The following is a 22,254-nucleotide window of genomic DNA, read 5'->3' on the forward strand; positions in this document are numbered from 1 at the left end:
GTGACGGCGAGGGCGAGCACCGTCAGGAGGAGCTGCGGCCACAGCCGCCGGGCCGCCCACGGCAGCCGCCGCGCACGCGATCGCGGCGACGGCCGGGAGCGCGCAGCCGAAGGGCCGGCGAACATCCCCGGCCCCGGACGACGGCCCGCTCCGATCGGTCACGCCGACATCGAAGCAGACCGGTTTGCGGCCGATGCGCACCCGAGGTGAAGATTCGGTGCAGGGCCCCGATCACCTCGGCCACACTGGTCCCATGGAATACGTCGGACGGGTGCCCGCGCCGCCGCTCGACCGGTTCATCGACGACATCTACTGCCTGACCGGGGTGCCGCGACACCGGCTGATGAACGTCCCGCCGATGCCGTCGGGACACCTGTTCGTCAACCTGGGCGACCCCGCCCGTCTGTGGGACTCCGACCCTTCCGTGCCGCCGGCGGTGTTCGCCGACGGCTGGTTCATGGGGATGTGGACCAGGCGGTTCCGCTACGAGTACCCCGCCCGGGTGCGGCTGGTCGGGGTGCACTTCAAGCCGTGGGGGATGACGCCGTTCGTCGGCGTGCCGGCGGGCGAGCTGCGCGACCGGTGGGTGCCGGCCGACGCCCTCTGGCAGCGGTCCCTGGACCGGATCCGCGACCGGGCCGGCGACCTCGCCTCGGCCGCCGGCGTCCTGCGGGTGGTGGAGGAGGAGCTGCGGGCGCGGTTCGCGGGGACGGCGTCGCGCAATCTCGACCTGGTCCGGCACGCGGGCGGCCGCCTGGCGGCCACGTACGGCGCGGTCCCGGTCGGCGCGCTGGCCGACGCCGCCGGGGTGAGCGGCAACCACCTGGCCGCGCAGTTCAAGTCCCATGTCGGCGTCACCCCGAAGCGGGTGGCCCGGATCTACCGCTTCGCCCGGATGATCCTGTCCGTGGACGCGTCGCGCCCGGTCGACTGGACGGCGCTCGCCCACACGGCGGGCTACTTCGACCAGGCCCACTTCAGCAGGGAGTTCAAGGACTTCACCGGCCACACCCCGACCGGGTACCTGGCCCTGCGGCGCCGGTTCCCCGCCGAGCGGGGCTTCCCGCCGGACGACGGCCCGATGCCCGCCGATTGATTTTCTACAAGCCCGGCAGCCCTCCGGGACGGCAGGATCGCAGGCGCACTTCTGACGAGGACCGAGGAGACCCTGTGGGCGCAGTGATCATGAACAGCGCGGTGTCGGTGGACGGCTTCATCGCCGACGGCAACGACGACGTCGGCCCCCTGCACGACTGGTACTGGAACGGCGACACCCCGCTCACGCTGGGCGACGACCCGGACTACGACCATTCCGGCGCGGGCGGCCGCTTCAGGGTCTCCAAGGCGTCGGCGGAGTACGTCCGGCCGATCTGGGAGTCGGTCGGCGTGATCATCATGGGCCGCACCCTGTTCGACCTGGTGAACGGCTGGGAAGGACGGCCGCCCGCGGGGGAGCACGTGGTCGTGGTGTCCCACCGGCCCAAGCCCGAGGGCTGGCACCCCGAGGCGTCCTACCATTTCGCCGCCGACGTGACGGCCGCCGTCGCCCGCGCCCAGGAGCTCGCCGGGGACCGGGTCGTCAGCGTGAACGCCGGCGACGTCGGCGGCCAGCTGCTCGCGGCCGGTCTGGTGGACGAGGTGGCGATGGACGTCGTGCCGGTGGTGTTCGGCTCCGGCAAGCCCTACTTCGGCCGCGTCGCCGGGCAGCACCTCCTGGCGGACCCGCACGTGGTCGTCCAGGGCGAGGGGGTGCTGCACCTGCGGTACAAGGTGCGCCGCTAGTCGCGGCCGACGATCCGCGCGAGGTCCCCGCGGAACGCCGCCCTGTCCGGCGACGGGATCATGCCCCGACGGGGCCGACGAACGCGCGCATGGTCGCGGCCGATCCGCGGAAGCTAGCCTGACGCCGTGAGCTCCGTTCTGCTGTGGTGCGCGCTCGTCGGCGTCGCCCTCCTGTACGGCGCGGCCGTCCGCGGCACGGCCGGGATCACGATCGCGGTCGCCGCGGCCCTGGTGGCGGCGGCGACGGCCGTCGCGGCGGCCCGCGGCTGGCCGCCGCAGGCGCTGGCGGGCGTGGCGCTGGTGGCGGGCGGCGTGGGCGCGGTCGTCTGGGCGTTCGGGCGGGCGCACCGGCGGCGCCGGACGCGGCGGGCGGCCCTGGCCGCGCACCGGGCGGCGCGATCGCGGGCGGCCGCGGCCGTGGCGGACGCCGTGCGCCTCAGGATGGCCGCCGAACTGCACGACACCGCCGCCCACCGGCTCACCGGCATCGCGGTGGCCGCGGCGTCCGCGCTGCACGTGGCCGACCCGGCGATGCGGGAGTCCGCCCTGCGCCACGCCGGGGACGCCGCCCGCCTGGCCCGCGCCGAACTGGCGGGCGCGCGGGAGGCCGTCCGCGACCTGCCGGAGATCGACGCCCTGGTCGCCGACCGGTGTGGGCCAGGCGCGGACCCCGGCCGGGTCGGCTACCGCAGGACGGCCGCCGCCGCGCCGCCCGAGGTCGCGGCGGCCGCCTACCGGGTGGTCCAGGAGGGCCTCACCAACGCCGCGCGGTACGCGGGCGGCGCCCGGGTGGACGTCGCCGTCCTCGGCGGACCCGGCCGGCTGACCGTCGAGGTGCGCGACACCGGCGGCGCGCGGGAGCACGACGACCTGGGCACCGGCCACGGCCTGTCCGGGCTGGCCACGACCGTGGCGGCCTGCGGCGGCACGCTCACGGCGGGCCCGGACGCCGGCGGCTGGACGGTCCGGGCCGCCTTCCCCGCCCCCGCCGGGCCGCCCCCGTTCCGGCGGGCGTGGTGGCGGGGGCGGCGGGCCTGGGACGCGGCGCTGGCCGGGCTCGCCGTCGCGTTGACGATGGGGGCGAGCCTGCTGCCGGGAGGCACTCCGGCGCCGCGGGAGTTCCTCGTGCTCGGCCCCCTCTTCGTCCTGCACGCCCTGCCTCTGTGGTGGCGGGTGCGGCGGCCCGCGTGGAGCCTCGCCGCGATGTTGTCGATCCATCCGGTGGCGATGGCGGGCCTGACCCCGACCCCCGCGGGCGACCTGTTCCTCTGGGCGTGGTGGGTGGAGCTGGCCCAGCTCTACGCCTTCGGCGCCCACCACCCCAGGCGCCGGGGCGTGCTCGCGATCCTCGCCGTCGGCCTGGTGGGCGGCCTCGCGCTGGCCCTCGGGCCGGGCATCGCCGGCGACCGGACGGCCGCCTGGGCGGTGCTCGCCACGGCCGTGGCGCTCCTGTCGGCTCCGGCGTGGGCGGCGGGCGTCCTGGTCGGCCGGGCGCGGGCGCGACGGCGGGCGGCCGCGACCGCCGAACGCGACCTGCTGGCCGGCCGGCTGGCGGACGTGGCGCGCGGCGAACGAGAACGAATCGTCGAGGGCCTGCGCAGCACGGCGGCCCGGCACGCGGACGCGGTCGTCGCGGCGGCCGGGAAGGGCGACCTGACGGCGGTGCGCGACGCCGCCCGCGCCGCGATCGACGCGCTCCGGCGGCTGCTGGACGAGCTGCGCCGCCCCGCCGGATCCGACGGCCCGCCGCCGACGCTCGCCGGGCTGGAGCTGCTGGCCGCCCGGCGGCAGTCGGGCGTCCGCCACCTCGGCGACCCCGGCGGCCTGACGCCGGAGCTGGAGGTCGGCGTGTTCCGGGCCGTCGAGGAGCTGGCCGGGGACCGGATCACCGTGTCGTACCTGCCCGACGGCGTGCTCGTCGAGGGCGCGGCGGCCCGGCGCGCCCGCCGCCGGCTGCGCACTTTGGCCGACGGGTACGGCGGGACGCTGGCCACCGGCGGCCCGGACGACGTGCGGGTATGGTTGCCCAGATGATCAGGGTGATCGTCGTCGACGACCAGGCGGTGGTCCGGGTCGGGATCGCCGCGGTGCTGGCCGCCGAACCCGACCTCGACGTGGTCGGGCAGGCCGCCGACGGCGAGTCCGCCGTGGCGCTCGCCGCCGAGCTGCGCCCGGACGTGGCGCTCATGGACGTCCGGATGCCCGGCCTCGACGGGCTCGCCGCCACCGCCCGGATCACCGCCGGCACGCCGGGCACCCGGATCGTCGTGCTGACCACGTTCGGCCTGGAGGAGTACGTGTTCGGCGCGCTGCGCGCGGGCGCGTCCGGGTTCCTGCTCAAGGACGCCGAGCCGGCGCGCGTCGTGGACGCGGTGCGGGTGATCGCGCGCGGCGACGCGCTGCTCGACCCGGTGATCACCCGGCGGCTGCTCGAACGCTTCGCCGCGGCCGCCGACCCCGGCCCGCCCGCGCGGCCCGACGGGCTCACCGCCCGCGAGCGCGAGGTGCTCGGGCACGTCGCGCGCGGGCTGTCCAACGCCGAGATCGCCGCCGTCCTGGCGCTCAGCCCGGCCACGGTCAAGGATCACGTGGCGGCGATCCTGGCCAAGCTGGGCGTGCGCGACCGGCTGCACGCGACCATCCACGCCTACGAGTCCGGCCTGATCCGTCCCGGGGCCGGCTGACCCCCGCCGCGTGGCGGGGGCACGGTTCGGTCGCCGGCAGGAGGAGACGCGGCGCGCGCGTTCCTAACGTTGTGGCACATGAAACGTGTGTCAGGCGCGATCCTGCTGGTGGGCGCCGAGATCGCCGCGGTCGCCGCCGGGGCTCTGGTCTTCCTGCTCGTGGCGGCCGTGACGGCCGTCGTGCCGCTGTTCGCGGGGGCGGGGGTGCTCGCCGTCGCCGCCGTCTCCTGGCTGCTCGGACGTCCCGCGCTCCGCCTGCTGGGGCTGCCCCGGCTGGTGCCGCCCTACGTGGTGGTGAACACCGTGGCGGTCACCGCCCTCGCCGGGCTGGCGGCCTTCCGGCCCTTCCCCGTCCCGCCGCCGGCCGCGGCGCCCGCCGGGGTCGCGTACTGGCAGCTCCCGACGGGCTCCCGGCTCGCCTACGTCAAGCTCGCCGGATCCGGCACGGCCGGCCGCCCGCCCGTGATCTTCCTGCACGGCGGGCCGGGCACGCCGGGGGAGGGGCTGCCGGAGGGCAGCGAGGAGCTGGCCGCCGCCGGGTTCGACGTCTACGCCTACGACCAGGTCGGCGCCGGCCGCTCGACCCGGCTGGCCGACCCGGCCGGGTACACGGTCGCCCGCCACGTCGCCGACCTGGAGGCCGTCCGCCAGGCCATCGGCGCCCCGAAGATCGTCCTGGTGGGCAGGTCGTGGGGCGGCACCCTGTCGGCCGCCTACCTCGCCGCCCACCCCGACCGGGTGGCCAAGGCCGTGCTCACCTCGCCGGGCGCGATCTGGGAGCCCGCCTTCCCCGGCGGCGTCGGCAGCCCGTGGGACGGCCTGCCCGCCCCCCTCCAGGCCCAGGCCGACGCGCTGACGAGCTCCCCGCGCATGCTGGTCCAGTCGTTGCTCCTGGGCGTGAACCCGGCCGCGGCACGGGCGCTGGTGCCCGACGCCGAGGCCGACGCCCGGATGCGCGAGCTGCTGCTGGTGGCCAAGGACGCCACGGGCTGCGCGGACGCGAAACCCGCCCCCGTGCACGGGAACCTGCCCGGCTTCTACAGCAACCAGGTCACCGCCGAGGACGCCGCCGCCGTCCCCGACCCGCGGCCCCGGCTGCGCGGGGTACGGGTGCCGGTGCTCATCATGCGCGGGCAGTGCGACTACCTGAAGTGGGAGGTCACCTACGACTACCGGCGCACCCTGCCGGACTCGACCCTGGTGTACGTCCCGGGCGCCGGCCACTCGATCGCCAACGGCCGTCCCGACCTCTACCGCGGCCTGATCCGCGCCTTCCTCCTCGACCGCCCGCTGCCCGTCCCCGCCTACACCGGCGCCACCGATCCCGCCCGCTCCTAGACGCCGCCGCGCGTTCCGGGATCGGTGATCTTAGGATGCGGGTGACCCAGGGGTTCCGCCGGGCGGCGGGGCGGGGAAGGAGAGCGCGTGGAGCCGGACGAACGGCTACGTCACAGCTCGTCATTCGGAGCCGCGGCGGCCGCGTACGCCGAGCACCGGCCGGATTACGCGCACGCCGCCGTGCGCTGGGCGCTGGAGACGGCGCCCGGGCTTCGGGTGCTCGACCTCGGGGCCGGCACCGGCAAGCTGACCGCGACGCTGGTCGAGCTGGGCGTCGAGGTCGTCGCGGTCGAGCCCGACCCGGCGATGCTGGCCGAGCTGCGCCGGGCGCTGCCGGACGTCCGCGCCCTGCCGGGCAGCGCCGAGGCGATCCCGCTGCCGGCCGCGTCCGTCGACGCGGTGCTGGCCGGCAACGCCATGCACTGGTTCGACATGGCCGTCGCGGGGCCCGAGATCGCCAGGGTCCTGGCTCCCGGCGGCGTCCTGGCCGGCCTGTGGAACGTGCTCGACGACGGCGTCGACTGGGTGGCCGGGCTCGCGCGGGCCGGCGGCGGCGAGGCGGTCGGCCCGCGCGACACGCCCGCCGCCTGGCGCGCCGAGACAGCCGGGATGCACCTGCCCGGGTCGGGCGCGCCGCGGTTCGGGACGCCGGAGCAGGAACAGTTCCCGCACGGCCAGCGCCGCACCGCGGACTCCCTCGCCGAGACGCTCGCGACCAGGGCGGGCATGCTCGTCATGCCCGAAGGGGAACGCACGGCCCGGCTCGGCCGGATCCGCGCCTACCTCGCCGGCCGGCCCGAGACCGCCGACGGCGAGTTCACCCTGCCGATGCTGACCGCCGTGTTGCGCGTCCGGCGGTTGTGACGACGTCCGAGCCAGGGCCGTGAAGAGGTTTCACCTGCCGATCGATCCGAGAACAACGATCAAGCGGCCTCCCGTCGGACGGTGACGGCCGGGAAGGCGGTGCCGAATGTCCGGAGCGCCGTTGTACGACACCATCGGAGCGGCCTACACCACGACGCGGCGCACCGATCCGCGCATCGCCGCGCGCATCTGGGCCGCGCTCGGCGACGCCCGGACCGTGCTGAACGTCGGCGCGGGCACCGGGTCCTACGAGCCGCCCGGCCGTTACGTCCTGGCCGTGGAGCCGTCGGCGCTCATGCGCTCGCAGCGCCCGGCGGAGGCGGCGCCGTGCCTGGCCGGGTCCGCCGAGCGCCTGCCGTTCGACGACGGGGCCTTCGACGCCGCCATGGCCGTCTCGTCGGTCCACCACTGGCCGGACGTGCTCGGCGGGCTGCGCGAGATGCGCCGGGTCGCCCGGCGCGTGGTGGTGTTCACCCACGACACCGGCGACGCCGGCTGGCGCGACCGGTTCTGGCTGTCCCGCGACTACCTGCCCGAGGTCGCCGGCCTCGTGGCAGGCCGGCCCTCGGTGACCGAGCTGGCGGCGGCGATCGGGGCCCGGCTGGAACCCGTGCCCATCCCGTGGGACTGCGCCGACGGCCTGTTCGAGGCCTTCTGGCGCCGGCCGGAGGCGTACCTGGAGGAGGACGTCCGCCGCGGGATGTCGGTCTGGGCCAGGCTCGGGCCGGACGTCGAGCGGCGCGCGGTGCGCGACCTGCGTGCCGACCTCGCCTCCGGCCGGTGGGCCGCGCGCAACCGGGACCTGCTCGAACTCGACGAGGCCGAGCTCGGCCTCCGCCTGCTGATCGCCTAGCCCGGACCGGCGGCCTTCCTCAGCGGTCGCGGAATGCATGAGAGGTCTTCATCCGTTGTCGCCGCCGTGGACGATCTCACCCCCGCGGAACTCCGCGTCCTGGTCGCCGTCGACGGCGAGGGCAGCGTCACGGCGGCCGGCGTACGGCTGGGGCTGACCCAGTCGGCCGTCTCCCACGCCCTGCGCGCGGCCGAGCGGAAGATGGGAGCCGTGCTGTTCCAGCGGGGCCGCGCCGGCGCGCGGGCCACCGCGGCGGGGCGGGCCGCGGTCGGGCACGCCCGGCACATCCTGCGGCTCATGGAGGTCATGCGGGCCGACACGCGCACCGCCGCCCGCGGCGAGGCCACCGGGACCATCCGGCTGGCCGCCTTCCGCAGCGCCGCCTTCCACCTGCTGCCGCGCGTGCTGGTCCGGTTCGGCCGGCGGCACCCCAAGGTCACCGTGGACGTGCGCGTCGTGCCGGACCTGGGCAGGGGCATCGCCGGCGAGGTGGCCGACGGCCGGGCCGACGTGGGCGTCCTGACCCTGCCGATGTACGTGGACGGCCTGGTCTGCAAGGAGCTGTACGAGGAGCCGTACGTGCTGGCCCATCCGCTGGGGCATCCGGACCCGCGGTCGCTCCCCATGATCGATTGGCACGAGAACTGCTCGGGCGAGACCCGGCGCTGGCTGGCCGCGCAGGAGTGGATCCCGCCCGGCGACATCACGGCCGAGGACGACGGCGTCGTCATGTCGATGGTCGGGCACGGGCTCGGCGCGGCGATCGTGCCCCGCCTGTCCACGGTGGGCGCCCCGGCCAGGGTCGCCACGGCCGAGCTCGGCGAGGGCGCCCCCCGCCGCCGGGTGGGCTACGTCACCACCCGCGAACTGGCCGGCTCCGCGCTGATCCGCGACCTGCTCGGCGAGCTGCGCACCCTCCGCACACCCGCCGCCCCGGCGGCGGCCACCCATCCATGAGCCGCTGCTGACGACCGTTTGGCGGTGCGCTGCCCTGGCCCGGGTACGGTCCCTGGCATGGAAGAGGTGCCGCCGCCGACCCACGACATCGTGCACCGGCTGATCGGCGCCGCCAACGCGCACGACGTCGAGGCGGTGTCGCGGTGCTACGCGCCGGACGCGGTCGTCGTGAGCCCCGAGATGGAGGCGGGCGGTCCTGAGGAGATCGCCTCCTATTTCACCCAGATCTGGGACGGCTTTCCCGACCTGCACTTCACGCTGTGGGAGACCGTCGCCCTGGGCGACACGATCGCCACCGAGCTGACGGCGACCGGGACGCACTCCGGCCCCTACCTGACGGTCGGGGGCGAGGTGCTGGCCGCGACCGGCCGCCAGATCACCGTGCGGGCCTGCTGGTTCTGGGACCTGCGCGACGGGCTCGTCTCCAGCCAGCGCCTCTACTACGACCAGCTGGAGATCTACTCCCAGATCGGCCTGTGCCTGCCTCTGGCCTTCGAGCCCCCGGACACCGCGGCCACGGAGGAGGCCGGGGACGCCAGGTGACCCGCCGGACAACGGCGCAGGCCCTCACGGCCTGACGCGGCGGTGAGGGCCTGGGCACGTCCGGGCGGGCGTCAGCCGGAGCGGTGTCCGCCCACCTGGCGGGCCTGCTCGCGGGCCTGGTCGGCGGTGGCGGCGGCCGCCTCCGACGCGCTGTCCTTCACCTGCTGGACGGCCTGCCCCGCCAGCTCCTTGGCGTCGTGGCCGAGCTGCTGCGCCGACTCGCGGCCGGCTTCCACGACCGGCTCCAGCACGTCGCCGACCTGCTCGCGGAGCTGGCCGACGGCCTGCTCCTCCGCCTCGGTGGCGGGGATGAGCGTGGCGGCCAGCAGACCGGCGCCGAAGGCGATCAGGCCGGCCGCCAGGGGGTTGCCCTGGGTGCCCCGCCTGGCCTGCTCCGGCGCGGCCCGTACGGTCTCGGCGGCCACGTGGGCGCCGTGCCGCACGGTGCCGGCCGCCTGGTGGGCGCCCTCCAGCACCGCGTGGCCGGCCTGGTGCGCCCCCTCGCCCACCGAGCCGGCGGTGGCGGCGACGCCGTGCCGCGCCCGTCCGGCGGCATGGGACGCGCCATGGGAGGGGGTTCCCATCACCCGCTCCCGCAACGATCGCGCCGCCTCCCGCACCCGTTCGGTACGGCGGCGCGCGATCCGCGCCGGGCTCGTCCGGTCGGCCAGCCGGTCCACGTCGGCCGCGAGTTCGGCCCTCGTGGCGGCGATCTCGTTTCTCACTTCCTCAGGTCGCGTGCCCATTGCGCGTCCTCCTTGAGCGTCTCGATGGTCTGCTCGGGTCTGGGGTTGATCTCGCGCAGCCGGTTGCGCCCGTTGACGTACAGCACTCCGCCGATGACCGCCCAGACGACCGCGAGAACGAGCGCGGCCCAGCCCAGGCCCATCACCTCGCCCAGGCCGAACATGACGGCCAGGGTCACCAGCAGCGCGATCATGTAACCGGCGAAGCCGGCGCCGCCGAGCATCCCGGCCGCCTTGCCCGCCTTGGTCGCCTCCTGGCGGAGCCCGATCTTGGCCAGCTCCACCTCCTGGCGGAACAGTTTGGAGATGTCCTCGCCGATCTCGCCGACCAGCTGGCCGAGCGTCGGTTCCTCGGGCTGCGCGGTCATGGCAGGTCACTCCCGGCGCCGTAGGCGGGCGCCGCGGGAGCGGCCGGGGCGGCCGGTGGCGTGGTGAGCGGCGGCACGGGGCGGGTGTCGTCCTGCCCGAGGGGGTCGCCGAGCGGCCGGTGCAGCGGTTGCGGCGGCGCCGTGCCGGGTCGCGCGGCGCTCGGCAGGGTGGGGTCGGCGGGCGGCGGCGGGACCGCGGGCTGGGAGGCCGTCCCTGAGCTGTCGCCGGAGGCCTTGATGACGCGGCCCACCAGGAAGCCCGCGGCCAGGGCGCCGGCCAGGAACGCGGCCGGGCGGCGGCGGGCGAAGCTCTGCACCTCGCCGACGACCCCGGCCAGGCCGTGCCTGTCGAGGTAGTCGGCCGCGCGCCGGCCCTGGTCGGCGGCCTGGCGTACGACGTTGGTCACCGGCGAGTCGGGCTTGGCCTGCTCGTGCATGGCCGACAGGTCCTCCGACCACTCCCGCAGGCTCTGCGCGGCACGCCGGCTCTGCTGCTCGGACTGGGCGCGCACCCGGTCGCGCAGCTCGTCGACGGCGTTCCTGGCCTGGGCCCTGGCCTCGCCGGCCACCTGGACGCCGGCCTCCTTGGCGGTCCCGGCGACCTCCTGCGCGGCGGCCTTGCCCTGATGGAGCGTTCCCTCCTGGCCGGTCCCCGTCGGGTATTCACTCATGGGTGCCCTCCTCGTGGGATTGATGCCGCCTGTGGCTACCCGGACGGCCTCCGCCAAACCAAGAACACCCCAACGCAGGGCAAAGAACGTGAAAAGGGGATCGGCGTCCCGCGCTGCTCCCGAAGCGCTCCGAGCGTGTTCGCGCGGGGTCGCGAAACGCCCTGAAGTGCGACTATTCGCGTTATACGGCTGAGCATGGGTAGGGAGGCGCCAGACCTGGTCAATCCGTTGTGGCCCTTCCTAAGGAACCAAGCATGAACGAGTCGCACCCGCTCAAGTCCGCCGTGGAGAAGGTCGTCGGCGCCGTCACCGACCACGACGCCGTGCAGGCGGCCGAGATCCCCGGCGTGCCCAGCAGCCTGCCGCCCCAGCTTGAGGAGCCGACCGAGCCGCGGGAGCCGCTGCCGCCCAAGCCGGACCAGACCGGGCCCGAGACCGTCTCGCCCACCGGGCAGCCGACCGGCGCCTCGCAGGACCAGGTGGCGCAGGGTGGCGAGTACCTGACCACCGCCCAGGGGGTGCGGCTGCGCGACACCGACCACTCGCTGAAGGCCGGCCCGCGCGGCCCGGTGCTGCTGCAGGACCACCACCTGCGCGAGAAGGTCATGCACTTCGACCACGAGCGCATCCCCGAGCGGGTGGTGCACGCCCGCGGCGCCGCCGCCCACGGCGTGTTCCAGGCGTACGGCACCGCCTCGAACATCACCAAGGCGGCCTTCCTCGCCGAGGGCGTCAAGACCCAGGTCTTCGTCCGCTTCTCCACCGTGCTCGGCTCGCGCGGCTCGGCCGACACCGTCCGCGACACCCGCGGCTTCGCCACCAAGTTCTACACCGCCGAGGGCGTGTTCGACCTGGTCGGCAACAACATCCCGGTCTTCTTCATCCAGGACGGCATCAAGTTCCCCGACGTCATCCACGCCGGCAAGCCGCATCCCGACCGGGAGATCCCGCAGGCGCAGAGCGCGCACGACACGTTCTGGGACTTCGTCTCCCTGCACACCGAGGCCACCTTCCACACGATGTGGAACATGTCCGACCGCGGCATCCCGCGCTCGTTCCGCATGATGGAAGGCTTCGGCGTGCACACCTTCCGCCTGGTCAACGCGGCGGGGGAGACGACGCTGGCCAAGTGGCACTGGAAGCCCAAGCTCGGCGTGCACTCGCTGACCTGGGAGGAGGCCCAGATCGCCGGCGGCGTCGACCCCGACTTCCACCGGCGCGACCTCGCCGACGCCATCGAGGCCGGCGCGCACCCGCAGTGGGAGCTGGGCATCCAGGTCTTCCCGGACACGCCGGAGCAGATGTTCGAGGGCATCGACCTGCTAGACCCGACGAAGATCGTGCCCGAGGAGCTGGCCCCCGTCCACCCGGTCGGCCTGATGACGCTCAACGCCAACCCGTCGAACTTCTTCGCCGAGACCGAGCAGGTCGCCTTCCACGTCGGGCACCTCGTGCCGGGCATCGACATCACCGACGACCCGCTGCTGGCGGCGCGGCTGTTCTCCTACCTCGACACGCAGATCACCCGCCTGGGCGGCCCGAACTTCGCGCAGATCCCCATCAACCGGCCGCACGCGCCGGTCAACGACATGCTGCGCGACGGCTTCCACCAGACGGCCGTCCACCGCGGGGTGGCCCCGTACCGGCCGAACTCCCTGGACGGCGGCTGCCCCTTCCAGGCCGGCGCCGAGCAGGGCGCCTACGTCGAGGTGCCGCTGGAGGTCGCCGGACGCAAGGCGCGCGAGGCGCCCGCGACCTTCTCCGACCACTACAGCCAGCCGCGGCTGTTCTGGCTGAGCCTGTCCCCGGTCGAGCGCGAGCACCTGATCAGCGCCTACACCTTCGAGCTGGGCAAGTGTTACGAGCAGGCGGTCAAGGAACGCCAGCTCCGGGTGCTGGCCAACATCGACCCGGTCCTGTGCCGGGAGGTCGCCGACGGCCTCGGGCTGCCCGCCCCCGAGCCCACCGTGCCGCTCGCCGACCCGGCGCCGAGCCCGGCGCTGTCGCAGGTAGGCCGGGAGTGGCCGCTGGACGGCCGGATCATCGGCATCGTCGCGGACGAGACCAGCGACCTCGGCGTCGTGGGCGCCGTCCGCCAGGCCGTGCTCGACGGCGGGATGACGCCGCTCGTCATCGCGCCCAAGGGCGGCATGCTGGGCGGCACGCTGGCCGTCCAGCGCACTTTCGCCACGGCCCGCTCCGTCGAGTTCGACGCCGTGCTGCTGGCCGGGGCGCCCGCCCCGGGCGACGACGCGTACGGCGCCCGCGACGCCAAGGCCGGCGACGGCGGCACCCCCGTCGACCCGCGCGTGCTGCTCCTGGTCGGCGAGGCGTACCGGCACGCCAAGGCGGTGGGCGGCTGGGGCACGGCCGCGCAGGCGCTGCAGGCCGCGGGGATCCCCGCGCAGGCGCCGGGCGTCGTCACCGGCCAGGACGGCGAGGGGGTGCTGCGCGACGTGCTCGCCCTGCTGCCCCTGCACCGGGTCTGGGACCGCTTCCGCGTGCACCCCGACGTGGCCTGAGCCAGGAGAACCGCCCTCCCATCGCGCGCCGCGACGCCATGTCGCGGCGCGCGACGCGTGTTCCGGCCGAGCGCGATGCCGCCGCCCTGGCCGCCCTCCCGGCCCGCGGGAAATCCGGGTGCGGGCGGCGGGCGGGGTGGTGTGTGATCGGGGGATGACGATCGAGACGGGCAGGCCGGGGATCGACGGGCTCGGCGACGTGGTGCGGCTGCTGGGGGAGTGGCAGCGCGAAGGAGAGCCCGTGCAACTGCATCCGGGCGACCTGGGGTGGTTCTGGCGGTTCGGCCCTGGGCGCACGGCGGCGGCCACCCTGACCTGGAGCCGGGCCGGGCAGGTCGTCGCGGCCGGGCTGCTGGACGGCGCCGACCTGCTGCGGCTGGCGTTCGCGCCGGGGGCGTCGCAGGACGAGGAGCTGGCCCGCCGGGTGGCCGGCGACGTGTCGGAGCCCGGACGCGGGGTGCTGCCCGAGGGGCGGGCGTACGTCGAGTCGCCGCCGGGCGCGCTGGTGCGGGACCTGTTGCTGAAGGACGGCTGGGCGGCCGACGACCCGTGGACGGTCCTCGGGCGCGACCTCGGCGCGCCCGTCCCGGATCCCGGCGTGCACGTCGAGGCGGTGGGGCCGGAGCAGGCGCCCGAGTGGGCCGCCGTCATCCGGGCGTCGTTCGACGGCTCGACCTTCACCGAGGAGCGCTGGCACGCGATGGCGGCGGGCGTCCCGTACGCCGGCGCGCGGTGCCTGCTCGCCCGCGACGACCAGGGCGCGGCGGTGGCGGCCGTGGCGGTCTGGTCGGCCGGGGCGGGCAGGCCAGGGCTGATCGAGCCGCTGGGGGTGCACCGGGACCACCGGGGGCGCGGGCACGGCCGGGCGATCACGGTCGCCGCGGCGCGCGCGCTGCGGGAGGCCGGCTCGTCCAGCGTGCTCGTGTGCTGCCCGAGCTCCAACGCCGGTGCCGTCGCCACCTACCGGTCGGCCGGCCTCGAACGGCTGACGGAGAGACACGACGTGTCCCGCCACCCCTCCTGAGGCGTCCCGCGCGGCGGTCAGGCGGTGTGCAGGGTGCGGAAGTGCGCCGGGTTCGCCGGGTCGCGGTCGGCGACCTGGATCGGGGGCCAGGCCCACTGCCAGACGCCGATGCCCGGCGCGCGGGAGAACCGGATCGGTCCCCGGGTGCCCTCGACCGCGACGTGCGGCCAGGATCCGGCGACGGCCGCCCGGTCCACGCCGTGCGACCGCAGCGCCTCGGCCACCACGGTGACCGTGTCGTAGCCCTCGAAGGCGACGAACGACGGCGTCGCGGCCAGCCGCTCGCGAAGGGCCGCCGCCACCCGTACGCCCAGTGGGCTCAGGCTCTCGGGCAGGTAGCGCAGGAACGGGATCGCGGCGCCGTCGTCGCCCAGCGACTCGGCCCACCCCGGCAACTCCGGCTGCCCGGCCGGCGCGCCGATCAGGGTCCCGGCCAGGCGCCGGTCGCGGCGCACGGCCCGCACGATCGGCACCGCCGGCTCCGGGTGGCCCACCAGGAGAAGCAGCGCCGTCGCGCCGTCGCGGGCGAGTTCGTCGCACACGGCCGCGGGGGTGAGCGCGGTCATGTCCAGCTCGGTGACCGTGCCGCCGCGCGCGGCGAGGCGGTCGCGCAGGACGCCGAGCCCCGACGCCCAGTAGACGCTCGGCTGCGTGGCCACCGCGACGCGCTCGTGGCCCGCGCCCAGAAGGAAGTCGGCGAAGATCCGCCACCCGCGCGACTGCGCGGGGGCCAGGCGCGCGACCCACGTCGCAGGCTCTTCGGTGAGCGCGTCGAGGACCGCCGAGGAGCAGAGGAACGGCAGGCCGACGGCCTCGGCGCGGGCGGCGGCGGCACGGGCGACCACGCTGTGGTACTCGCCGGTCAGCGCGGCCACCCCGAGCCGGGCCAGCTCGTCCACGGCCGCCGCCGCCTTCCGCGGGTCGGCGGCGGTGTCCCGGACCACCAGCTCCAGCGGCCGGCCGCCGATGCCGCCGGCGTCGTTGACGTCCCGGACGGCCAGCTCCAGCCCGGCCAGCAGGTGGCGGCCCGCCTCGACCCAGCCGGGCGGGGTGAGCGGGACGAGCGCGCCGATCCGGACGGACGGCCCGCCGGCCCGCCCGGCCCCCGGCTGTGACGACGGCGTGCTCATGCGCATGATCTCCCTGGACGTGATGATCCGATGGCCCAGTATGCCGGGATCGCGGCGTCGCGACGGCGCCGGGGCCGGGGTGCGGGCCGTCCCCGGCCGGAGTACGGCGATCTTGAACCGCCCGACGCGCGTGGCGTCGTCCTTCCGCGGTGACTCTCCGTTATTTTGCGAGATGGACGAGGGGGATCCGTAGTGACTGATTCGCGTGGGACCGTGTCCCGCAGGTTGTTCGTCAGCGGCATGTTCGCCGCCCTGGGCGCCGTTCCGTCGGCCGCCGCCGGCGCGTCCGCGGGGCCGTCGGCGGGGAGGGCCGCCGAGACGGCCGGCAGGAGGGTGCTGCGGGCCGCGCCCGCCACCGTGTCCCTCGGCGGACGGACGGTGTCCACCTGGGCCTACGACGGCCTGCTGCCCGGCCCGACCATCCGGGCCACGGCCGGCGGCACCGTACGGGCCAGGCTCGTCAACGACCTGCCCGCGCCGACCACCGTGCACTGGCACGGCATCAGGATCGCCGCCGACATGGACGGCGCGCCCGGGCTCTCGCAGCGGCCGACCCGGCCCGGCGGGACGTTCGACTACGTGTTCACCGTCCCCGACCCGGGCACCTACTTCTACCACTCCCACGTGGGCATGCAGAGCGACCGCGGCCTGTACGGCCCGCTGATCGTGGAGGACCCGTACGAGCCGCTCGGGTACGACCAGGAGTTCACGGTCGTCCTCGACGACTGGCAGGACGGCGTCAACGGCACGCCCGACGACACGCTGCGCGCGCTGAACACCACCCCGCACGACGACACCCTGAGCAGCCACGTCCTCGGCGGCACGTCCGGGCACGCCCGCTACCCGTACTACCTGGTCAACGGCCGTACCGCCGACGAGCCCACCATCTTCATGAGCCGTCCCCGCGTGCGCGCCAGGTTCCGGGTGATCAACGCGGCCGCCGACACCGCCTTCCGGGTGGCGCTCGGCGGCCACCGCCTGACCATCACCCACACCGACGGTTTCCCGGTCAAGCCGGTCACCGTGGACACGGTCGTGATCGGCATGGGGGAGCGCTACGACTTCGTCGTCACGCTCGACGCGGGGGCGTTCCCGCTGATGGCGATGGCGGAGGGCAAGGCCGGGCGGGCGTTCGCGGTGGTGCGCACCTCGCCCAGCGCCCGCACGCCGTCACCGGACGGCGCCGTGCCGGAGCTCGCGCGGCGGCAGCTCGCCTACCAGGACCTCCAGGCGCGCCGCCGCGACCAGCTGCGCCCGCCGTCCAGGACGGTCACCGTCACGCTCGGCTGGCGTCAGGGCACCTCCGGCAGCGAGTGGCCGCTCAACGGGCACCTCGCCGACGACCCGCTGCGCCTGCGGGTCGACCGGGGCGAGACGATCAGGATCGTCATGCACAACGACACGCACATGTGGCACCCGATGCACCTGCACGGCCACACCTTCCAGGTCCGGACCACCGAGCGCGGCGGGCCGCGGAAGGACACCGTGAACGTCATGCCGTACAAGCGGATCAGCATCGACGTGCACGCCGACAACCCCGGCGAGTGGATGTTCCACTGCCACAACCTCTACCACCAGGAGCAGGGCATGATGGGCCTGCTCGGCTACGGCAAGCCCCCGAAGCGCCGGCACGTCATGAGCCACTGAATGAGCCACTGGATGAGCCACTGACCGGCGCCCGCGCGGTCGTGTCCAGGTAACCGGCGGCGGCGGCCAGCAGCGACGTCCCCCAGAGCAGGAAGACCGGGTAGGTCCCGGCGAATCCCCAGCTCCCGTCCAGGACCTCGGCGCCGCCGCCGGGCGCGCACCCGCGGGTGACGCCGAACGCGAGGCAGCTCGTCATCATCGCGCCGTACTGGCCGACCAGCATGCCCACGGCCGCCGCCGGGACCGCCGCGAGCGCGCGCGGCACCCGCCGTCCTCCCGCCAGGGGCACCCAGCGCGGGACGATCTGTCCCCATCGGGCGATCAGTCCCAGGGTGAGCAGGCCCCCGGCCACCGGCCCGGCGACGAGCAGCACCCAGAACACCGCCGAGCCGCCCAGCCCGGCCAGGCCCGCGCGGGAGCCCTCCGCCACGCCCAGCGGCAGGCCCAGCCCCCACAGCAGGTGGGGCACCGAGAAGCCCAGCATCGGCAGGACGGCCGCCGTCCAGGTCGCCGCCTTGGCCCAGCGGGCGGGCCGGACCGTCCCGTCGGCCCGCCGCCGGTGCGGCCGCGCGGCGGTACGCGTCCCGAAGCGGACGGCCGTCAGCGCCAGCAGCAGCCCCAGCGCGGCGAACAGCGACTGCCGGGCCAGCGCGGGGTCGTCGAGCTTGCCGAACGCCAGCCGCATGACCAGGTTCCCCGGCGCCACCAGCACGAGCGCGGCCGCCGCCGTCCAGCCCGCGGCCAGCAGCGCGGGCCGTGTGAGTGATCTCATGGCCGCCCACGGTAGGCCGCGCGGCCCGCCGGCGATCTCCCTCCCGAGGGGGAACCGCCTCCCCTTCGCGGGCCAGCGCCCGGCGGATCAGCCGGCGCCCTGCGGCGGGGCGCCGGACGCGCGCAGGCGCTCGCTGTTCTCCTGGAGCTCGTCGATCAACCGGGACGCCTCGGCCTTGCTCAGCCCGCCGGGCACCTCCCTGCCCACCTCCCTGGCCAGGGTGTGCAGGTAGGACTCCTGCGGGCCGGTCATGGGCTCGTCGCCGGTCGTCCACTCGTCGGGGTCCTTCTCCACCGGTCCGTGACTCATGCTGACTCTCCTCGAACTCACGTTCTCCTGGGTCAGCACGCCATGCCCGAAGAAGCACGCCGCAAACGCCAGGCCGCCCGTCGGCGGCGAGGCCCGCCGGTGGTCCGGCGGCCCTGTCCGGGCACTCACCTGACCGCGCGGCGGAAATGCCCGGGTCCGGGAAGTTCCTGCCATACTGGCGGGCGTGATGCGCAGGGTCGCGGCCGTGGTCGGGGACATGGTCGCCGCGTTCGAGCTCGGGATCGTCTGCCAGGTGTTCGGGCTGGACCGCACCGACGACGGGCTGCCCGCGCACGATTTCGCGGTCTGCGCGGCCGAGCCCGGCGCCATCCCCACGACCTCGGGGTTCGCCGTCCACGTCGAGCACGGGCTCGACCGGCTCGCCGAGGCGGACCTGGTGGCCGTCCCGGCCTGGCCGCGGCTCGACGCGCCCGTCCCCGCCGCCCTGCTGGCGGCGCTGCGGGAGGCGGTCGGGCGCGGCGCCAGGGTGCTGACCGTCTGCACCGGCGCGTTCCTGCCGGCCGCCGCAGGGCTGCTCGACGGCCGGCGCGCCACCACCCACTGGCAGTTCGCCGACCTGCTCGCCCGCCGCCATCCGCGGATCACCGTCGAGCCCGGCGTCCTGTACGTCGAGGACGGCCCCGTGCTCAGCAGCGCCGGAGCCGCGGCCGGGATCGACGCCTGCCTGCACCTCATCCGGCTGGAGTACGGAGCCGCCACGGCCAACGCCCTGGCCCGGCGCCTGGTCGTACCGGCCCATCGCGCCGGCGGGCAGGCCCAGTACGTCGAGGCGCCCATGCCGCCGCGGCGCACCCCGTACGAACTGGCGGAGCTGCTCGACTGGATCCAGGAGCACCTCGACCGGCCACTGACGGTGGAGGCGCTCGCGACGCGCGCGGCCATGTCGCCGCGCACGTTCGCCCGGCGGTTCAAGGACCTGACGGGCACCACCCCGCACCGCTGGCTGCTCGAACGCCGCCTCCAGCTGGCCGAGGAGCTGCTGGAGACCACCGATCTGAGCGTGGAGGCCGTGGCCGTCCGAGCCGGGTTCGGCGGCGCCGACACCCTGCGCCACCACTTCGCCGCCCGGCGCGGCGTCGCCCCCGCCGCCTACCGCCGCGCCTTCCGCCGCCTTCCGTGACGCCGGGCCGCGCACCTCGGCGACGGCCCCTACGGCCGCGCCACGGGCCGGTCCGGCGTGCGGGCGGGGGAGAAGGGGCCGTTCAACGCCGCCCACTGCAGCAGCATGATCGTTTTGGCGTCGGCGATCTCGCCCCGCCGGATCAGGTCGAGGGCGTGGTCGAAGTCGAGCTCCACGACCTCGATGTCCTCGCCCTCCGCCGCGACCCCGCCGCCCGCCGAGGTGCGGGTCGCGGCGCTGTACGGCGCGGCGTAGAAGTGCAGGCGTTCGGTCACCGACCCCGGGCTCATGTAGACGGAGAAGACCAGCTCGACCTCGCCGACGGTGTGGCCGGTCTCCTCGGCGGCCTCGCGCCGGATCGCCTCCTCCGGCGCGTCGTCGTCCAGCAGCCCGGCCGCGGTCTCCAGGAGCATCCCGTCGGGGTGCCCGTTGACGTAGGCGGGGTAGCGGAACTGCCGGGTCAGCAGGACGGTGCGGCGGGCGGGGTTGTACAGCAGCACGGTGGCGCCGTTGCCGCGGTCGTAGGTCTCCCGCTGCTGGGTGCTCCAGCGGCCGTCGGCGTGCTGGTAGTCGAAGGTGGTGGTGCGCAGGACGTACCAGTTGCAGGCCAGCAGCCGCACGTCGCGCACCCGCACCCGGGGGTTGCCGGTCAGGTCGCGTCCCGCCTGGTCCAGGCCGGTACGGCCACGCCGGTCGGGCACGTCGAGGCCCGCGGTCACGACGACCGTCCGCGCCCGGCGGACGCGCCCGCCGTGGGGAGGCGGCAGCCGGGCGGAACCGGCCTGTCCGCCGCTCTGCCCGCGCGGGCAGGAGCGGGCTGTCGTGCCGATCGTGCCGTCATGTCGCCCTTTCGTCAGGGGTGCCGGATCCCGGTCACCGAGTATGGCAGGAAATTCCCGTATATGAGCAGTACTGCCACTGCCTGGCGATCCCCCTCCCGCGCAGACTCGGACCATGACCGCAAGCGCGTACCCCCGTTCTCCGCTCGTGTCCTCCTTCCCGCTGCCCGGCCTGGGCAAGGAGCGTCACGCCGTCGCCGTTCCGGCGCCCGGTCGCGGGCCGCAGCACTGGGCCGGCGCGCCGAGCGCCACGCTCGACGCCGACGGCACGTACGTCCTGGCCTACCGCGTACGCGCCGGCGGCGAGGACCACAACGCGGTGGCCCGCTCCACGGACGGCGAACGGTTCACCACGGTCGCCGTCCTGCCGCGCGGCCGCTTCGGCGCCGCGATGGTGGAACGCCCCGCCCTGGTACGCCTGCCGTCCGGCCGATGGCGGTTGTACGTCAGCTGCGCCACGCCGGGGACCAGGCACTGGTGGATCGGCGTCGTGGAGGCGGCGTCCCCGGAGGGCCTGGCCGGGGCGGACGTCCGGCCGGTGCTCACCGGCGACGCCCGGACCGGCGTCAAGGACCCGGTGATCCGGTACGACGGCACCGGATGGCGGGCCTGGATCTGCTGCCACCCGCTGGAGACGCCCGGCGCGGAGGACCGGATGAGCACCGCGTACGCCACCAGCCGCGACGGGCTGAACTGGCGGCCGCGCGGCACCGTCCTCACCGGCCGCCCCGGCTCGTGGGACGCCCGCGGGGCCCGGCTGACCAGCGTCCTGCCCGACGGCCGGGCCTGCTACGACGGGCGCGCCTCGGCGGCGGAGAACTGGCGCGAACGCACCGGCCTCGCCACGCCCGCCGGCGCGACCGGGGCCGGAGAAGCGCCGCTGCTGACGCCGGTGGACGGGCCGCCGGTGGCCGACGTCCGCTACCTCGACGTGCTCCCGCTCCCCGACGGCGCCCACCGCGTCTTCTACGAGGCCCGGCTCCCCGACGACAGCCACGAACTGCGCACCGAGCTCGTGACGTGACAGGCCCGGCCGCCGCCCCGGCGGCCGCTCTCTACAATGGCCGGGTGAATCTGGATCGGGCCGTGTGCGGCACGTGCTGAGCGCGGCGGGGCTGGGCGCGGAGGAGGAGGCCGCCTACCGGCTGCTGGTCAGGACCACCGAGGTGGAGTCCGACGCCCTGGCCGAGGAACTGGGCGTGCCGGCCGAGGTGGCGCGGCAGGCGCTCGGCTCACTGCTGGCCAAGGGCCTGGCGCGCGCCGTCGCGGGCGAGCCCGGCCGGTTCACGGCGGTCGCCCCCGACGTCGCGCTCGCGGCCCGGCTGCACCGGCGGCAGGCCGAGGTCGACCGGGCGCGGCACGCCATGGAGCAGCTCACGGGGGAGTACCTGGCGCACGCCAGGCGGCGCGAGGCCGCGCAGCTCATCGAGGTGATCACCAGCCGGGCGGCGCTGCGCGAGCAGCTCCGGCTGCTCCAGGACGGCGCCCGGCACGAGGTGCTCAGCCTCTGCCGGGCCGGGCACGTGGCGATGAGCTCGCAGGAGAACGGCGAGGAGCTCGCGGCGCTGCGGCGCGGCGTCGGCTACCGCGTCATCTACGAAGGGGCGTTGCTGGAGGAACCCGGCATGCTGGTCAACCTCGCCGACGGCATCACGCTGGGGGAGCAGGCCCGCGCGCTGCCCGTCCTGCCGGTACGGATGATCATCGCGGACGGCGAGCTCGGCGTGCTCCCGCTCATCCAGCACACCGACGGCCTGACCCAGCTCACCGCCGCGCTGATCCGGCCCAGCAGCCTGCTCGACGCCCTCAAGGCCCTGTTCGAGAGCCTGTGGGAGCGGGCCACCCCGGTCAGCCTCACCAACCCGGGCAGCCCGCTCGACGCCGACCATCTCTACCTGCTGTCGCTGCTGGTCGCGGGCGTGCCGGACAAGTCGATCGCCACCCAGCTCAAGATCTCCCAGCGGACGGTGCAGCGCAGGATCGCCTACCTGATGGAGCGGGCGGGTGCGCAGACCCGGATGCAACTGGCCTGGCACGCCGCCCGCGAGAACTGGCTCTGACCGA

Annotated in this window: 22 protein-coding genes; 15 read left to right on the forward strand and 7 right to left on the reverse strand. The window is 75.6% G+C overall.

Annotated elements, in window-relative coordinates; genetic code table 11:
* The first annotated feature begins 253 nt into the window (after window positions 1–253).
* The 9 genes from AB0C33_RS38075 (at window position 254) to AB0C33_RS38115 (ending at window position 9,021) form a co-directional block, all read left to right on the forward strand.
* On the forward strand, window positions 254–1,096 hold the full coding sequence (locus tag AB0C33_RS38075; RefSeq protein WP_358296865.1) for a helix-turn-helix domain-containing protein: 843 nt from the start codon (window positions 254–256) through the stop codon (window positions 1,094–1,096).
* A 74-nt stretch (window positions 1,097–1,170) separates the two neighbouring features.
* A complete protein-coding gene (locus AB0C33_RS38080) occupies window positions 1,171–1,782 on the forward strand; it encodes a dihydrofolate reductase family protein (RefSeq protein ID WP_358296868.1) in 612 nt (203 codons plus the stop codon).
* A gap of 126 nt (window positions 1,783–1,908) precedes the next feature.
* Window positions 1,909–3,816, forward strand: coding sequence for a histidine kinase (locus AB0C33_RS38085; protein WP_358296871.1), 1,908 nt, complete (start codon window positions 1,909–1,911; stop codon window positions 3,814–3,816).
* Window positions 3,813–4,466, forward strand: a complete 654-nt coding sequence (locus AB0C33_RS38090) for a response regulator transcription factor (RefSeq protein ID WP_357977843.1) — start codon at window positions 3,813–3,815, stop codon at window positions 4,464–4,466. The genes AB0C33_RS38085 and AB0C33_RS38090 overlap by 4 nt, the downstream gene beginning before the upstream one ends.
* A gap of 78 nt (window positions 4,467–4,544) precedes the next feature.
* On the forward strand, window positions 4,545–5,804 hold the full coding sequence (locus AB0C33_RS38095) for an alpha/beta hydrolase (RefSeq protein WP_358296873.1): 1,260 nt from the start codon (window positions 4,545–4,547) through the stop codon (window positions 5,802–5,804).
* An 87-nt stretch (window positions 5,805–5,891) separates the two neighbouring features.
* Window positions 5,892–6,668, forward strand: coding sequence for a class I SAM-dependent methyltransferase (locus AB0C33_RS38100; protein WP_358296876.1), 777 nt, complete (start codon window positions 5,892–5,894; stop codon window positions 6,666–6,668).
* A 121-nt stretch (window positions 6,669–6,789) separates the two neighbouring features.
* The gene (locus AB0C33_RS38105; protein ID WP_358296879.1) at window positions 6,790–7,521 is read left to right on the forward strand and encodes a class I SAM-dependent methyltransferase; all 732 of its coding nucleotides are present in this window, start codon (window positions 6,790–6,792) and stop codon (window positions 7,519–7,521) included.
* 66 nt (window positions 7,522–7,587) lie between these two features.
* Window positions 7,588–8,478, forward strand: coding sequence for a LysR family transcriptional regulator (locus AB0C33_RS38110; protein WP_358296882.1), 891 nt, complete (start codon window positions 7,588–7,590; stop codon window positions 8,476–8,478).
* 57 nt (window positions 8,479–8,535) lie between these two features.
* Window positions 8,536–9,021, forward strand: a complete 486-nt coding sequence (locus tag AB0C33_RS38115; protein WP_358296885.1) for a nuclear transport factor 2 family protein — start codon at window positions 8,536–8,538, stop codon at window positions 9,019–9,021.
* Window positions 9,022–9,092: 71 nt separating this feature from the next.
* Here AB0C33_RS38115 and AB0C33_RS38120 read toward each other — a convergent pair whose 3' ends face one another.
* The 3 genes from AB0C33_RS38120 to AB0C33_RS38130 are packed head-to-tail and all read right to left on the reverse strand — an operon-like array spanning window position 9,093 to window position 10,806.
* The gene (locus tag AB0C33_RS38120; protein WP_358296888.1) at window positions 9,093–9,746 is read right to left on the reverse strand and encodes a DUF3618 domain-containing protein; all 654 of its coding nucleotides are present in this window, start codon (window positions 9,744–9,746) and stop codon (window positions 9,093–9,095) included.
* The gene (locus AB0C33_RS38125; RefSeq protein WP_358296891.1) at window positions 9,743–10,135 is read right to left on the reverse strand and encodes a phage holin family protein; all 393 of its coding nucleotides are present in this window, start codon (window positions 10,133–10,135) and stop codon (window positions 9,743–9,745) included. The genes AB0C33_RS38120 and AB0C33_RS38125 overlap by 4 nt, the downstream gene beginning before the upstream one ends.
* Window positions 10,132–10,806 carry a hypothetical protein gene (locus tag AB0C33_RS38130; RefSeq protein WP_358296894.1) on the reverse strand — a complete coding sequence of 225 codons (675 nt, stop codon included), beginning with the start codon at window positions 10,804–10,806 and terminating at the stop codon, window positions 10,132–10,134. Before AB0C33_RS38130 ends, AB0C33_RS38125 begins: the two co-directional genes overlap by 4 nt.
* Before the next feature lie 254 nt (window positions 10,807–11,060).
* On the opposite strand from AB0C33_RS38130, the gene AB0C33_RS38135 reads away from it, so the two are divergent.
* Window positions 11,061–13,328, forward strand: a complete 2,268-nt coding sequence (locus AB0C33_RS38135) for a catalase (protein ID WP_358296897.1) — start codon at window positions 11,061–11,063, stop codon at window positions 13,326–13,328.
* 154 nt (window positions 13,329–13,482) lie between these two features.
* Entirely contained in the window at window positions 13,483–14,352 is an 870-nt protein-coding gene (locus tag AB0C33_RS38140; RefSeq protein ID WP_358296900.1) for a GNAT family N-acetyltransferase, read from the forward strand.
* A 17-nt stretch (window positions 14,353–14,369) separates the two neighbouring features.
* Here AB0C33_RS38140 and AB0C33_RS38145 read toward each other — a convergent pair whose 3' ends face one another.
* A complete protein-coding gene (locus AB0C33_RS38145) occupies window positions 14,370–15,482 on the reverse strand; it encodes an ABC transporter substrate-binding protein (RefSeq protein WP_358296903.1) in 1,113 nt (370 codons plus the stop codon).
* Window positions 15,483–15,695: 213 nt separating this feature from the next.
* Between AB0C33_RS38145 and AB0C33_RS38150 the strand changes: the two genes are divergently transcribed.
* Complete coding sequence (locus tag AB0C33_RS38150; RefSeq protein ID WP_358296906.1) at window positions 15,696–17,129, forward strand: multicopper oxidase family protein; 1,434 nt, start codon at window positions 15,696–15,698, stop codon at window positions 17,127–17,129.
* Here AB0C33_RS38150 and AB0C33_RS38155 read toward each other — a convergent pair.
* Together AB0C33_RS38155 and AB0C33_RS38160 are read right to left on the reverse strand one after the other, a co-directional pair.
* Complete coding sequence (locus AB0C33_RS38155) at window positions 17,116–17,901, reverse strand: hypothetical protein (protein ID WP_358296909.1); 786 nt, start codon at window positions 17,899–17,901, stop codon at window positions 17,116–17,118. The genes AB0C33_RS38150 and AB0C33_RS38155 overlap by 14 nt on opposite strands.
* An 87-nt stretch (window positions 17,902–17,988) precedes the next feature.
* The gene (locus AB0C33_RS38160) at window positions 17,989–18,210 is read right to left on the reverse strand and encodes a DUF3072 domain-containing protein (protein WP_358296911.1); all 222 of its coding nucleotides are present in this window, start codon (window positions 18,208–18,210) and stop codon (window positions 17,989–17,991) included.
* A 187-nt stretch (window positions 18,211–18,397) separates the two neighbouring features.
* On the opposite strand from AB0C33_RS38160, the gene AB0C33_RS38165 reads away from it, so the two are divergent.
* Window positions 18,398–19,351: a helix-turn-helix domain-containing protein gene (locus AB0C33_RS38165; protein ID WP_358297294.1), complete on the forward strand. Its 954-nt coding sequence runs from the start codon at window positions 18,398–18,400 to the stop codon at window positions 19,349–19,351.
* A gap of 29 nt (window positions 19,352–19,380) precedes the next feature.
* Here AB0C33_RS38165 and AB0C33_RS38170 read toward each other — a convergent pair whose 3' ends face one another.
* A complete protein-coding gene (locus AB0C33_RS38170) occupies window positions 19,381–20,070 on the reverse strand; it encodes an NUDIX domain-containing protein (RefSeq protein WP_358296914.1) in 690 nt (229 codons plus the stop codon).
* Window positions 20,071–20,305: 235 nt separating this feature from the next.
* Here AB0C33_RS38170 and AB0C33_RS38175 point away from each other — a divergent pair, with 235 nt between their 5' ends.
* Both AB0C33_RS38175 and AB0C33_RS38180 read left to right on the forward strand, forming a co-directional pair.
* A complete protein-coding gene (locus tag AB0C33_RS38175; protein WP_358296917.1) occupies window positions 20,306–21,214 on the forward strand; it encodes a hypothetical protein in 909 nt (302 codons plus the stop codon).
* A gap of 64 nt (window positions 21,215–21,278) precedes the next feature.
* Entirely contained in the window at window positions 21,279–22,250 is a 972-nt protein-coding gene (locus tag AB0C33_RS38180) for a helix-turn-helix domain-containing protein (RefSeq protein ID WP_358296920.1), read from the forward strand.
* Window positions 22,251–22,254: the final 4 nt, after the last annotated feature.

Origin of the sequence: Nonomuraea sp. NPDC048881, from assembly GCF_040649795.1 — a bacterium.
In the GTDB taxonomy this organism is placed as follows: domain Bacteria; phylum Actinomycetota; class Actinomycetes; order Streptosporangiales; family Streptosporangiaceae; genus Nonomuraea.

Bases quoted from the DNA above. Each gene is read 5' to 3' on its own strand.
- AB0C33_RS38155 (WP_358296909.1), bottom strand. From the start codon at position 17,901: ATGAGATCACTCACACGGCCCGCGCTGCTGGCCGCGGGCTGGACGGCG.
- AB0C33_RS38130 (WP_358296894.1), bottom strand. From the start codon at position 10,806: ATGAGTGAATACCCGACGGGGACCGGCCAGGAGGGAACGCTCCATCAG.
- AB0C33_RS38095 (WP_358296873.1), top strand. From the start codon at position 4,545: ATGAAACGTGTGTCAGGCGCGATCCTGCTGGTGGGCGCCGAGATCGCC.
- AB0C33_RS38135 (WP_358296897.1), top strand. From the start codon at position 11,061: ATGAACGAGTCGCACCCGCTCAAGTCCGCCGTGGAGAAGGTCGTCGGC.
- AB0C33_RS38125 (WP_358296891.1), bottom strand. From the start codon at position 10,135: ATGACCGCGCAGCCCGAGGAACCGACGCTCGGCCAGCTGGTCGGCGAG.
- AB0C33_RS38075 (WP_358296865.1), top strand. From the start codon at position 254: ATGGAATACGTCGGACGGGTGCCCGCGCCGCCGCTCGACCGGTTCATC.
- AB0C33_RS38090 (WP_357977843.1), top strand. From the start codon at position 3,813: ATGATCAGGGTGATCGTCGTCGACGACCAGGCGGTGGTCCGGGTCGGG.
- AB0C33_RS38115 (WP_358296885.1), top strand. From the start codon at position 8,536: ATGGAAGAGGTGCCGCCGCCGACCCACGACATCGTGCACCGGCTGATC.
- AB0C33_RS38165 (WP_358297294.1), top strand. From the start codon at position 18,398: ATGCGCAGGGTCGCGGCCGTGGTCGGGGACATGGTCGCCGCGTTCGAG.
- AB0C33_RS38175 (WP_358296917.1), top strand. From the start codon at position 20,306: ATGACCGCAAGCGCGTACCCCCGTTCTCCGCTCGTGTCCTCCTTCCCG.
- AB0C33_RS38160 (WP_358296911.1), bottom strand. From the start codon at position 18,210: ATGAGTCACGGACCGGTGGAGAAGGACCCCGACGAGTGGACGACCGGC.
- AB0C33_RS38140 (WP_358296900.1), top strand. From the start codon at position 13,483: ATGACGATCGAGACGGGCAGGCCGGGGATCGACGGGCTCGGCGACGTG.
- AB0C33_RS38145 (WP_358296903.1), bottom strand. From the start codon at position 15,482: ATGAGCACGCCGTCGTCACAGCCGGGGGCCGGGCGGGCCGGCGGGCCG.